This is a genomic window from Bradyrhizobium sp. BEA-2-5, from assembly GCF_032918025.1.
GTDB classification, from domain to species: Bacteria; Pseudomonadota; Alphaproteobacteria; order Rhizobiales; family Xanthobacteraceae; genus Bradyrhizobium; species Bradyrhizobium pachyrhizi.
Genome location: NZ_CP136629.1, coordinates 6,109,943 through 6,122,866 on the forward strand (window position 1 = coordinate 6,109,943; position 12,924 = coordinate 6,122,866).

A 12,924-nucleotide genomic window follows, 5' to 3' on the forward strand; every position below is an offset into this window, starting at 1 on the left:
GTTCGATTGAGCTGTTAATTCGGAACCGCGCTGCGGCCGGCAACGCGACGGGCGGGCCGCGGCGCGCGGCTCGGCTGCAACGTGGCCAGATTGCCGATGAACTGACGCGCACTGTTTTCCCAGGAACGCTCCAACGCAAAATTGCGGCAGTCCGCGCGCGACATCGTCAGCGCGCGCAGGCACGCGGTGCGCAGGTCGTGGTCGATCGCGCCGATCGGGTGATCGGCGATGACGTCCTTCGGTCCCGTCACCGGAAACGCCGCAACCGGCGTGCCGCAGGCGAGCGCCTCGAGTTGCACCACGCCGAAGGTGTCGGTCAGGCTCGGAAACACGAAGACGTCGGCAGCGGCGAGATGCGCGGTCAGATCCGCGCCCTTCTTCTCGCCGAGGAAGACCGCCTCGGGATATTTCTTTTCGAGCGCCGCCTTCTGCGGGCCGTCGCCGACCACGACCTTGGTGCCGGGCAGGTCGAGCGAGAGGAAGGCTTCGAGATTCTTCTCCACCGCCACGCGGCCCATGGTCATGAAGACCGGCCGCGGCAGGTCGAGCACAGCCGGCTGGTCCGGATTGAATATCCTGGTGTCGACGCCGCGCGTCCAGAAGCCGAGCCGCTTGAAGCCGCGCTCGGACAGCTCCTGCCGCAGCGAGGGCGTCGCCACCATCGTCATGGCGGCGGCATCGTGGAAGTGGCGCAGCACCGCATAGCCGACGGCGGCCGGGATACCGGTCCGCACCGCGACATATTCCGGAAAGCGCGTCGTGTAGGAGGTGGTGAAGGCGAGCCGGTTGCGGCGGCAATAGGCCCGTGCCGCCCAACCGATCGGCCCTTCGGTCGCGATGTGGATCGCCTCGGGCGCAGCCTCCTCGATCCGGCGCGCGATCTCGCGGCGGTTCGGCAGCGCCACGCGCAGGCCCGGATAGGTTGGCACGCCGACCGAGCGGAAACCGTCGGGAGTGAGGAATTCGATCTCGGCGCCCAGCCCGGCTGCGCTGCGCGCAAGCGACGTCAGCGTCCGGACCACGCCGTTGACTTGCGGATGCCAGGCATCGGTCGCAACGAGTATGCGCATTGCAGGAGATCCAAATCGTTAATCTTGATTCTGCTCGCACGACGTTCTGACATGGATGTTTCAAACGTATGACGTCATCGAAATGTTAGGTTGTTTTTCACGGCAAACAGCCGGTTTTTCGTGTAACGTGACAGCTAGATGTCAGAGCAGAGTGAAAATCCCGGCGCCAAGCGCCGCAGGCTCAGGAGACGAAACTCGTCGCTGCTGATCCTTGCGGCCGGCATGCTTGTGTTCGGCCTCGCCGCCGGCGCGCTGTATTACGCGCTGCGTCCGGTGACGCTCGCGATCGCGGTCGGCCCGACCGGCAGCGAGGACGTCAAGCTGATCCAGGGCTTCGCCCAGGTCTTTACGCACGACGGCAGCTCGGTGCGGCTGAAGCCGGTCACGACGCAGGGCTCCGCCGAGAGCATCGCACTGTTCACGGCGAACAAGGTCGACCTCGCGGTGGTGCGCGGCGACCTCGATCTGCCCGCGAGCGCCGAGTCGGTTGCGATCCTGCGCAAGAATGTCGTCGTGCTGTGGGCGCCCTCGGGCGCCAAGGGCAAGCGGCGGTCCGCGAAGATCAAGAGCATCGACGACCTCGCCGGCCACAAGGTCGGCGTGGTCGGCAGCACCCAGGCCAATGTCACGCTGCTGCGCGTGATCCTGACCGAGTCCGGCGTCAACCCCGACAAGGTCGCGGTCAGCCAGTTCGCCGTCAACAAGATCGCCGACCTCGCGCGCGATCCCTCGCTCGATGCCTACATGACCGTCGGCCCGCTCGACAGCAAGGTGACGGCGGAAGCGATTACGGCAACGGCGGCGGCGCGCGGCGAGCCGGTCTTCCTCCCGATCGATGTCTCGGAGGCAATCGCGCAAAAGCATCCGCGCTATGAGTCCGAGGAGATCGCCGGCAGCATCTTCTCGTCGTCGCCGGCGCGGCCCGAGGACAAGGTTGAGACCGTCAGCGTCAATCACCTCATCATCGCGCAACATGCGCTGAGCGAGGCGACCGTCGGCGCGCTCGACCGGCAGCTGTTCACGCTGCGCCTCCAGGTCGCGCGCGATCTGCCGGCGGCGGCAAAGATCGAGAAGCCCGACACCGACAAGGACGCCGCGCTGCCGGCGCATCAGGGCGCGGCCGCCTATATCGACGGCACCGAGCGCACCTTCCTCGAAAAATACTCCGACTACATCTGGGGCGGCATCCTGCTGCTCTCCGGCCTTGGCTCCGCGGGCGCCTGGCTGCGCCACTACGTGAAGCGCGACGAGCGCGAGCACTACATCACCCATCGCGACAATCTGCTGACGCTGATCTCGCAGGTGCGCGGCGCCGAGACGCCGGAACAGCTCGCGGCCATGCAGGGCGACGCGGATGCCCTGTTGCGCGAGGCGCTCGACTGCTACGACGACGGCGCGATCGAGGAAGGCGACCTCTCGGTGATCGGGCTGACGCTCGAGCAATTCCATCACGCCGTCTCCGACCGCCGCGCCGTGATCAACGGCGACAAGCCGGGCCTGCCGCGGATGCGCGCCGGCTAGGCCGCGTGCACGCCGAATTGCACCGAGAGCAATGTGCACCGAGAGCAATGTTTGGATTGCGCGTGCAGGCGCGCGTGGCCATGTTGAGTACGACCACAACGCTTCGCACGACACCATGATCACGTCCATCGTCGCTGACCTGCCCGGGCCTTTCGTGCTCGCGGTTGCCTTCGCCGGCGTCTTCCTGATCGCCTTCATGAAGGGCGCGTTCGGCGGCGGATTTGCCATCGTCGGCATCCCGCTGCTGTCGCTGGCGATGGACCCGATCGCGGCGGGCGCGCTGCTGGCACCGTTGTTCGTCGTCATGGACGTCACCGCGCTGCGATTCTGGCGCCCGAGCACGTGGTCGCGCATCGATCTCGCGATGCTGCTGCCGGCGCTCGTCGTCGGCATCGGCCTCGGCTATTTCGTGCTGCGCGATCTCGACCGGCATGCCGTCGAGATCGTGATGGGCGTGGTGACGCTGGTGTTCGCCGCGCTGTGGTTTCTCGGCGGCGGCGAGATCAAGCCGCGTCCGCGCTCGACATTCAAGGCGACGTTCGCCGGCCTGTCCTCCGGCGTCACCACGATGGTGGCCCATTCGGGCGGGCCGCCGCTTGCGATCTATCTGCTGCCGCTCGGCATGTCGAAGACGCTCTACGCCGGCACCACCAGCCTGTTCTTCACGGTCGGCAACTTCTTGAAGGCCGGCCCGTGGCTCGTGCTCGCCACGCCGTCGCGCAGCCTGTGGATGCTGATGGCGCTTTGCGTGCCGGCGGTACCGGTCGGCGTCTGGGCCGGATGGCGGCTGCACGAACGTCTCGACCAGCGCGCGCTGTACCGTGCCTGCTACGCCATTCTGGTCATCACCGCCGCCAAGCTGCTGTGGGACGGATCGGCCGGATATCTCGGCTCCTGAACAGCGAAAGTGCTGGCTCCTCGTCAGGAGGATTGCCTGCTGCGGACAGCGCTGGCGGCAACGGCAAGAGGCGCAATGTCCTGGCGCGGCGCGGCCGCATCGTCGGGCGCAAGGCGCTCGCGCGCCACGAAGGAGAAGCGGCTGCGCAGTTTCAGGATCGGCTTCTCGATCCAGTGCCAGGAGAACGCGGCGAACAGCGTGATCAGCAGCAGCGCGATCGCGAACTGGACGATCACGGGCGCGTGCGGCAGCCATACCCGCACCACCTGCTGCACCGGAAAGCCGTAGAGATAGATGCCGTAGGAATAGTCGCCGCGCGAGATCAGCGGCAGCCGCGGCAGCTTCGAGACGCCGAGATAGGCGGTGATATAGACCAGCGCCGGGGCGACCAGCAGATTGAGCACCGGCTGGCTCATCCAGTCCGCCGGACCAAGCAGCGCGGCGCCCGCGCAGAGCGCGCAGCACGCGGCGAGAAGCCATCCGTTGTAGGGAATGCGGTCACGATAGAGATAGATCGCGATGCCGAGCATGAACGCGACCGGCAGCTTCGCGCCGCGTCCGAGGAACGGCGCCGTGCTGAAGATCCTGTCATGCAGCGTGCCGGCGACGCCGGCGGGCAGTTGCGGGAGTTGCGCGCTATGACCGGTGAGTGCGAGCGCAAGGCCGATGCCGACCAGCACGAGCGCACCGAGCACGATGAGCGGCGGCTTGCGCAACAGGCCGAACAGGATGAACACCGTCATCAGCGCGTAGCAGCCATATTCGAACGGCACCGTCCACAGCGAGCTGTTGACCTCCGGCGCGGGATTGCCGCTGAACACGCCGGGCAGGACGTAGTTCACGAGGCCGACGATGTTGGTGAAGTATTTGTAGGTGCCGAAGTTCGTGAAATAGTCCGACAGCGGCAGCGCGGTGAAGATCGGCCCGAGGATCAGTGCCGACAGCACGATCTCGACCGCAAGCGCCGGAATGATCCGCATGCCGCGATTGGTGAGAAATTCCTTCAGGGAGAGCCGCAGCCCGCTCGCCGCGATCAGAAACCCGCTCAGCGCGAAAAACATCACGAGAATGGCGTAATGCGGAAACCAGGAGATCCACGCCTGCTCGCCGTCGCCACTGCCGCTCGCGACATAGGGCGCGTGGGCGGCGACGACGGAAATCGCCAGTGCAATGCGGAGAAAATCGAACCCGGGGCCGAAACCCTTCTGCCGATCCAGCATGCTGCCGATCGTGTGCCCCAGCATCATTTCCACTCCATTCCGAAACAATGCGCTGGGACAGCAAGCACCGTGCCAGGAAGACTGTCTTGCGGCGGGACACCCCCTTCCCGGCAACCCGGCTTTAACCGTGCGACGAAACACGCACGAAACAATTCCCTAACGGCACGAAACCATTTTGGCGATTTCGTGCAAACGTCCTGAAACGCCTCGCCTGTACTGCTTTGACCCAACGACGCGCCGGAACTGGCGCGCAGGGCGCAAACAACAGGGGTCGACAATGTTCAATTCCATCAAGCTGAACTCGCGTCTCGCTGCCGCCGCCTTCGGCGCGCTGGCGATCGGCACCGTCGCTTTCGCAGATTCCGCCGCGGCCGCACCGCTGCCGATGTTCCCCTTCATCCTGACGCCGCCGACCCAGACGGTGCAGCCGCCGGTGCAGTCGATGCCGCAGGTGCAGGAGGAAGACCGCGCGGTCGAGATGCCGGCCCGCTTCCGCCGCCAGACCGTTTCCTATGCGACGCGCGAGGCGCCGGGCACCATCATCATCGATACGCCCAACACCTATCTCTATTACGTGCTCGGCAACGGCCAGGCGCTGCGCTACGGCATTGGCGTCGGCCGCGACGGCTTCACCTGGTCCGGCATTCAGTCGGTGAGCCGGAAGGCGGAATGGCCGGACTGGACCCCGCCGCCCGAGATGATCGCCCGCCAGCCCTATCTGCCCCGTCATATGGCCGGCGGCCCCGGCAACCCGCTGGGCGCCCGCGCCATGTATCTCGGCGGCACCATCTACCGCATCCACGGCACCAATGCGCCGGACACCATCGGCAAGCGCGTCTCCTCCGGCTGCATCCGCATGACCAACGAGGACGTCACCGACCTCTATTCCCGCGTCAATATCGGCACCAAGGTGATCGTGCTGCCGATGACCGAACGCAGCGCCGATCTTGGCTCGGCCGTCCGCTAACTCCCGCCCTTCCAAGGCATCCCTAACAAAGGCGTCCTCGACAACGGCTCCGGCACTTCGTGCCGGAGCCGTTGTCGCGTTCATAAACCTTAACGCCATCGCCCCTGAAGCAGCTTGATCCCGCCACACTGGCGCCCTCGTCAGGGGGCCTGTACAACCCGTCAAGTTGATTTTCATCCGGGGGAATGATGCGTCTACCGATGCATCCAAGGACGATAGCGCTCGGGATCACGGTGGTGCTGATCTCGTTCGTGATCAGCCTCAAGGCAATGGACTGGCTCGCGCCGAGCGTCACCGTGCAGAAGCCGAAGCTCGCAGAGCCGCCGCCGCTGCCGCAGGCGCCGCGTTCCTCGACGATCGTGGCGCAGGTCTCGGTCGCGCTGTCGGCGATCCGCGACGCCGCCGAACGCGGCGCGCCGAAGACGTTCGGCGGCAAGGCCGACAACCCGGTCCAGCAAATCCTGCAAAATGCCGACATCGGCTGGACCGCATCGCGCGGGCCGATCGCGGCCACCGGCGCGCAGGACGTGCTGACGCTGACCACCCCGATCAACGGCACGCTCAAGGTCACCGGCGCGTTGTCCGCCAAGGCAACCGGCGCGGTCAACGACGCGCTCGGCAGCCTGCTCGGCGGCAATGTCGCCAAGCAGATCGGCGCCGTCAACATCAAGAACCTGAACGCCAGCGCCGAGATCAAGGGCAACGTGGTCGTCACCTCGCGCCCGAAGCTCGGCGCATCCTGGCGGATCGAGCCGAACCTGCAGGCACAGGTCAATCTCGGCGACACCAGCCTGTCGACGGCCGGCGTCCGCATCAGCGTGCCGGCCCAGGTCAAGCCTGTCATCGACAAGGCGGTCGCCGACCAGATTGCCGAGGTCGAGGCCCGATTGCACAACGACCCGGTGTTCCAGAACAACGCCCGCGCGCAATGGGCCAAGGCCTGCCGCTCGATCCCGCTGCAAGGCACCGGCGGCACCACCTCGATGCCGCCGATGTGGCTCGAGCTGCGACCGACCCGCGCGATCGCCGCGCAGCCGAAGGTCGATGCGTCCTCGCTGATCCTGACGATGGGGATCGAGGCCGAAACGCGGATCACGGAAGCACAGACCACCCCGAACTGCCCGTTCCCCGAAAAACTCTCGATCGTGCCGCCGATGGCGAGCCAGGTCGCGATCGGCCTGCCGGTCGACCTGTCCTTCACCACGCTGAGCCAGCTGGTCGAGGCGCAGCTCAAGGGCAAGACCTTCCCCGAGGACGGCTCCGGCCCGGTCGACGTCACCGTCAAGAGCGCCAACGTGACCCCTTCGGGCGACCGGCTGCTGATCTCGCTTCTGGTGCGCGCCAAGGAGAAGAAGAGCTGGTTCGGGCTCGGCGCCGAGGCGACCGTGCACATCTGGGGCCGGCCGATTCTCGACCAGGCACGGCAGACGCTGCGGCTCGACGACATCGAGCTCGCGGTGGAATCCGAGGCCGCCTTCGGCCTGCTGGGCGCTGCCGCGCGCGCGGCGATCCCGCACATGCAGCAGACCCTCAACGACCGGCTGGTGGTCGACCTGAAGCCATTCGCGACCAACGCGCAGCGCAAGGTCGCCGCCGCCATCGCCGACCTGCAGAAGAACGAGGAAGGCATCCGCGTCGACGCCGAGGTCAACAGCATCCGGCTGGCCGGGATCGACTTCGATTCCAAGACGTTGCGGGTGATCGTGGAAACCGACGGCACCATCAAGGCCGCCGTCACCGCGTTACCGGCGCTCTGACCGGCGCAGCGAGACCTGTGCCTCCTCACCCGGATTGCCGCGCAATCCGACCTCTCCCCGCAAGCAGGGCGAGGTAACAAGGCCCTCCGCTCGCGCGTTCCATCCGCCCCTGCCCTGCCCATGCTCAAAAAGTCGTCTTTGCGACAGCTTGCCGCAGCGGCTAGAACGCCCCGGTGGAAGCAACCCTCAACGAAAAAGTCAGGGAGAAAAACACGATGAAAACACTCTTGGCCGCAGCGGCGGCCGGCCTCGCGCTCGCGGTCTCAGCGACCGCGGCGAACGCCCAGATCTCCGACGATGTCGTCAAGATCGGCGTGCTCACCGACATGTCGAGCCTCTATGCGGACGCCACCGGCAAGGGCTCGGTCGCCGCCGTCGAGATGGCGGTCGCCGATTACGGCGGCAAGGTAAAAGGCAAGCCGGTGCAGGTGATCGCAGCCGATCACCAGAACAAGCCCGACGTCGGCGTCAACATCGCGCGCAACTGGTACGACAACGACAAGGTCGACGCGATCCTGGACGTGCCGACCTCGTCGGTCGCGTTGCCGATCTCGGCGCTGACGCGCGAGAAGAACAGGATCAACATCAATTCCGGCGGCGGCTCCTCCGATATCACCGGCACCGCCTGCTCGCCCAACACGGTGCACTGGACCTATGACACCTACGCGCTGTCGAACGTCGCCGGCAAGGCGATGGTCAAGCGCGGCGAGGACACCTGGTTCTTCCTCACCGCCGACTACGCCTTCGGCATGGCGCTGGAGCGCGATGCCGCCAATGTCGTCAAGGAGAGCGGCGGCAAGGTGCTGGGCGACGTGCGTCATCCGCTCAACTCGTCGGACTTCTCGTCCTTCCTGCTGCAGGCGCAGGCCTCCAAGGCCAAGGTCGTTGCGCTAGCGAATGCCGGCGGCGACACCACCAACGCGCTGAAGCAGGCTTCCGAGTTCGGCCTGACCCAAGGCGGCCAGAAGATGATCGCGCTGCTGCAGGAGATCACCGACACGCATTCGCTCGGCATCAAGGCCACCCAGGGCCTGATCGTCACCGACGCCTTCTACTGGGACATGAACGACGAGACCCGCGCCTTCTCGAAGCGCTTCAACGAGAAGGTCGGCCATATGCCGACCATGATCCAGGCCGGCCTCTATTCGGCGACCATGCATTACCTGAAGGCGATCGAGGCCATCGGCACCGACGAGGCGCCGAAGGTGATGGCCCAGATGCGCGCCACGCCGGTCAACGACTTCTTCGCCAAGAACGGCCATATCCGGATTGACGGCCGCATGGTCCACGACATGTATCTGTTCGAGGTCAAGAAGCCCGAGGAATCCAAGGGCGAGTGGGACCTCTACAAGCTGATCGCCACCGTGCCCGGCGACGAGGCGTTCCGTCCGCTCGACAAGGGCGGCTGTCCGCTGGTGAAGTCGAACTGACGGCTACGCCAGACCGGATCGCATCTAGCGATGCGATCCGGTCTCTCCGCGCAAGCCGAGCTATAGCAGACGGAATCCCGCGGCTGCCAATGCCGTGCCCCGCAAGCCGGGGCGAACGTCGCTGCAAGCATTACGCCTGGAAGACCCGCAGCGTTGCGATCTGGAATGGACGCAGCGCCAGGCGGCATCCCCGATCCTCGGTCGGCAGGGCCTCGATGCGGTCTTCCAGGGTGTTGCTCATCCAAACTGACGCAATGTCGACGCCGAATTCGAGCGCCGCGGGGGTGCGAATGCCTGCGCTCTCGTAGAGCCGCACCACCCAGCCGTCTCCATCCTCAGCGGGCTTGATCGTATCGACGATCACGTTGGCCGGGGACGCGGTCAGGAGCGATCGTCGCAAGGGCGCGCGTGGTTTTCCCTTCGTCCACAGCACCGGACGCTCGAACCGCAAGGCGCGCCCGACCGTGTCCGCGCTGCGCCAGTCGCCGTGGTGGGGATAGATCGCATAGCGCATCCGGTGCCGCCCGATATCGGCCTGGGGATCAGGCAATTCGGAGCCGCGCAACAGCGTCAGCGCGAGCTGGTTGCCGAACGCCGAATAGCCGTGACGGCAGTCGCTGAACAGCGACACGCCGAAATCCGGCTCGGCGAGATCGGCCCAGCGATGCCCGGGCACCTCGTACTTGGCCGCATCGGCATCCGTGTTGGCATGGGTCGGACGCTCGGTTGCGCCGAACATGGTTTCATAGGTTGCGTTCGATGCACGGCAGGCGATGGGGAACATGACCTTCAGCGCCGTCTTGCGCTCCTGCCAATCGACCGTGGTTTCGAATTCGAGATGATCTGCGCCGGCATCGAGGCGGATCACCTGCGCGAGCCGGCTCGTGCGTCCGAGCCCGCGCTCGAAACGGACTTCGCCGCGCAGTCCGCCATCCGACAACACGGCGCAGCTTACCTCCCCTGTCACCTCGCGCGCGGTCTCGAGCGCGAACGGATCGATATCCCATGCCTCGAAATCGAGCGGCCGGTCATCGAGCAGCAGCAGCCGGGCGGCCGGTAATGCGAAGGTCTCGCGGCCGGTCGCAACATGCAGCAGCGACCGAACGAGCCCGCTGCGATCAATGCGCGCTTCGAGCCGCGCGTTCGACAGCACGAATCCGTCCGGATCGGCGGCGACCACCACACGATCGCCGGTCGTCGTCGTTTCGCCCGCCGCAAACGGCGCGGCGACGATGTGACGAAGCTCGCCGTCGGGGTCGGACGCGACCTCGGCGCGCGCGCAGCCCAGCGTGTTGACGGGTGTCCAATTGCCGTCTTCGGGATCGCACAGTGTCGCCAGCACGGCTTGCGTGCGACGCCCGGCCTCCTCCGCCACGCCGGCGAGTTCGACCTCCGCACGTTCATAGACCTCGCGGATGCTGCTGCCGGGAATGATGTCGTGGAACTGGTTGACCAGCAGCGTGCGCCACAGCACTTCGATCTCCTGTGCGGATGGTGCCGGTTGCCGGCAGACAGCCGCGACAGTGGTCACGAATTCGAGTGCCTGGAGGCCGGCCTCGCAAGCGCGGTTGAGACGCTTGGTCTCGGCCTGCGTGGTGTAGGTGCCGCGATGATATTCGAGATAGAGCTCGCCTTCGATCGTTGCCAGATCCGGCGCTGATATCGCCAGGCGGTCGAAGAACTCGTCGACGGAGCGAATCTGGATCCGCGGTAGCCCCTGCAAGTCCCTTGCGCGCTGCAACGTCTCGAGCATCGTCTCGTCGGCACCGCCGCCCCCGTCGCCATAGCCGAACAGATAGAGTGCGTCGGACGAACGGTCGGCGTCCTTGTAATTGGCGGCGTGATAGCGGAGCTCCGCGACCTGCGCCGATCCGTTGTAGGTGTCCGCCGGGGGGAAATGCGCGAGCACCGTGCTGCCGTCCAGTCCGCGCCAATGGAAGCTGTGATGCGGCGGTGAGGTGAACTTGTTCCACGACAGCTTCTGGGTCAGGAAGCGCGACATCCCCGCCGACTGCATCAGCTGCGGCAGCTGGGCGTCGTAGCCGAACACGTCGGGATTCCAGAACACGCTGGAGCGCGCCCCGAACGTTTGCTCGAAATAGCGCTGACCATAGAGGAACTGCCGGCAGATCGACTCGCCCCACGGCAGATTGCAGTCCGGCTCGATCCAGCTGCCGCCGACCGGAATCCATTGGCCGGCGGCGGCCTTGGCGCGAATTCGGGCGAACAGGTCAGGGTCATTCTGCTCGATGACGGCATACTGATAGGCCTGCGAGCAGGCGAACTTGAAATCGGGATAGCGCTCCATCAGCGCCACCGCCGTGGAGAAGCTGCGTTGCGCCTTGCGCCGGGTTTCCGCCAGCGGCCACAGCCATGCCGTGTCGAGATGGGCGTGGCCGATCGCCGACATCTCGTGGGTGATGCTGCCATTTCGTGCCGCGAGCAGGCCATCGAGGATCGCCCGCGCCGCCGGCCATGTCGCGCGGTCGTCGGGATCGGTGATGTTGCAGATGCGGTTGAGATCGTGCAGCAGGCGCCCCGCCCAGGTCCGATCCAGCGCCGGCTGCGCCGTCTCTCCGACAGCTCCGTATGACCTCGACTTTGTCGTGGGATCGCGGTCAGCCTCGAGCTGGCGCAGCACCTCGTAGTCGAAATAGAATGCCGTGGCCTCGGGATCGAAGCAGCGCAGCTCGCAGGCGACCAGCGCGTAGGCCTGCGGATCGCTCCAGAACGCACCGAACAGGCCGTTGCAGGCCACCTCCACATGGAAGCTGATCGTCTCCCCTCCGCTCGCCGACTGAACGAGCGGCGCGATGTGGCGGCCGGGATTGAGACCCTGCGAGGAACGTCCGTTGAGCCAAAGCAGCGCTTCCGAGCGGCTGTCCCAATACAGATCCACGCGCGAGCCGGCCCAGTCCTGCGGCACCTCGGCCACGACCCGCACCCAATAAGTCGCCCAAAGCGGTCCCAGCGTCTCGCCCAATGGGACCGGCCGATAATCGAGCTTGAGCGCGTCCTCGAGGCTGATCCGCTCGGTGGGACCGGCAAGCGCGAGCGAGGTGACCGGCACTCGGCCGGCATGAAGCTTCTGTTGCAGCCGCTCCGCAAAGCCTGCCAACCGGCGCCGCGTGTATTGCGGGTAGCGGCCGCGAATCCGGGCTATCGCGGGATCGCCGCCATCGCGGTCCCTGTCATGCATCGGATTCTTCAGCCATTTGACGAATGATCACGTAAGGGTTGATGATGATTGCGACGCGCTGTCCGAATTGGATCGCCTAACCTACTCCCTACACTCTTCCCAAATTTTATCCATCCGGCCAGCAAAAAGCGCGCCCGGCAGCAACCGGACGCGCTCTTCTCTTGCAGGGGACGCGACGCGTTAGTCGGTCGAATACTTGAATTCCGGCATCGCCTTCAGCTCGTCCTTGCTCGCATTGAACACGGCGTGGTCCGGATACCAGGGATTCGGCTTCGACGTCGCCGCCGCAGGCGCGGCGCCCGTGGTGGTCGTCTTGCTGGTGCTGCCAGCGCCGGTGTTCGAGGCGCCGGTATAGGCGATCGGCTCGCTCACGAACTTCACCTTGTCGATCGGGACGGCGACCAGATGCTCGCCCACGCCGAGGAAGCCGCCGACGCCGATCACGGCGATCTTGATGGCGCCGCTCTTGTCCATCAGCAGATCATTGATCGTGCCGATGTTCTCGTTGGCTTCGTTGTACACGCTGAGGCCGACGACCTTCGACGCGCGCCAGTTGCCCTTGAACGAATCCGGCGACGTGGCTGATGTGGCTGACGTCGACGCCGCAGGAGACATCTTGTCGCCCTTATCGGTTGGCGTCTGCGCAACGGCGACGGTTGCAAGCAGCGCGGTGCCGGCGAGGCCGGCGATGATGGATTTGACCAACATTGATGGCTCTCCTCTCGCAAAATCGATGCTGGGAAAACCCGTCATCTTCGCAACCGTTCCTAACGGGCCTGCGCTCAAAAGCCGCTTGGATGGCCGAGGAACAGGGTGAGGACCTTCAGCGCATGGAACGCTGCGCCGCTTGACGAGAGCGATC

The 12,924-nt window shown here is 65.8% G+C and carries 9 protein-coding genes; 5 read left to right on the forward strand and 4 right to left on the reverse strand.

All coding sequences use genetic code 11. The features are described from left to right. Nucleotides 1-14: 14 nt before the first annotated feature. The gene (locus RX327_RS28900) at nucleotides 15-1,070 is read right to left on the reverse strand and encodes a glycosyltransferase family 1 protein (RefSeq protein WP_317247837.1); all 1,056 of its coding nucleotides are present in this window, start codon (nucleotides 1,068-1,070) and stop codon (nucleotides 15-17) included. A gap of 138 nt (nucleotides 1,071-1,208) precedes the next feature. Between RX327_RS28900 and RX327_RS28905 the strand changes: the two genes are divergently transcribed. Both RX327_RS28905 and RX327_RS28910 read left to right on the forward strand, forming a co-directional pair. Next, a complete protein-coding gene (locus RX327_RS28905) occupies nucleotides 1,209-2,591 on the forward strand; it encodes a TAXI family TRAP transporter solute-binding subunit (RefSeq protein ID WP_028332590.1) in 1,383 nt (460 codons plus the stop codon). 115 nt (nucleotides 2,592-2,706) lie between these two features. Continuing rightward, on the forward strand, nucleotides 2,707-3,489 hold the full coding sequence (locus RX327_RS28910) for a sulfite exporter TauE/SafE family protein (RefSeq protein ID WP_050385016.1): 783 nt from the start codon (nucleotides 2,707-2,709) through the stop codon (nucleotides 3,487-3,489). 23 nt (nucleotides 3,490-3,512) lie between these two features. On the opposite strand, the gene RX327_RS28915 is transcribed toward RX327_RS28910, so the two are convergent. Beyond that, complete coding sequence (locus RX327_RS28915) at nucleotides 3,513-4,733, reverse strand: acyltransferase family protein (protein WP_244482116.1); 1,221 nt, start codon at nucleotides 4,731-4,733, stop codon at nucleotides 3,513-3,515. Between the two features lie 253 nt (nucleotides 4,734-4,986). On the opposite strand from RX327_RS28915, the gene RX327_RS28920 reads away from it, so the two are divergent. The 3 genes from RX327_RS28920 to RX327_RS28930 all read left to right on the forward strand — a co-directional run bounded on the left by RX327_RS28920 (nucleotide 4,987) and on the right by RX327_RS28930 (nucleotide 8,863). Then, nucleotides 4,987-5,676: a L,D-transpeptidase gene (locus tag RX327_RS28920; protein WP_317247838.1), complete on the forward strand. Its 690-nt coding sequence runs from the start codon at nucleotides 4,987-4,989 to the stop codon at nucleotides 5,674-5,676. Between the two features lie 188 nt (nucleotides 5,677-5,864). Next, entirely contained in the window at nucleotides 5,865-7,433 is a 1,569-nt protein-coding gene (locus tag RX327_RS28925; RefSeq protein WP_317247839.1) for a DUF4403 family protein, read from the forward strand. Between the two features lie 215 nt (nucleotides 7,434-7,648). Beyond that, complete coding sequence (locus RX327_RS28930; RefSeq protein ID WP_317247840.1) at nucleotides 7,649-8,863, forward strand: ABC transporter substrate-binding protein; 1,215 nt, start codon at nucleotides 7,649-7,651, stop codon at nucleotides 8,861-8,863. 130 nt (nucleotides 8,864-8,993) lie between these two features. On the opposite strand, the gene RX327_RS28935 is transcribed toward RX327_RS28930, so the two are convergent. Both RX327_RS28935 and RX327_RS28940 read right to left on the reverse strand, forming a co-directional pair. Beyond that, entirely contained in the window at nucleotides 8,994-12,062 is a 3,069-nt protein-coding gene (locus RX327_RS28935) for an alpha-mannosidase (RefSeq protein ID WP_050385005.1), read from the reverse strand. Nucleotides 12,063-12,242: 180 nt separating this feature from the next. Continuing rightward, nucleotides 12,243-12,770 (reverse strand): PRC-barrel domain-containing protein, encoded by a 528-nt coding sequence (locus RX327_RS28940; protein WP_317247841.1) that lies wholly within the window; start codon nucleotides 12,768-12,770, stop codon nucleotides 12,243-12,245. Between the last annotated feature and the right edge of the window lie 154 nt (nucleotides 12,771-12,924).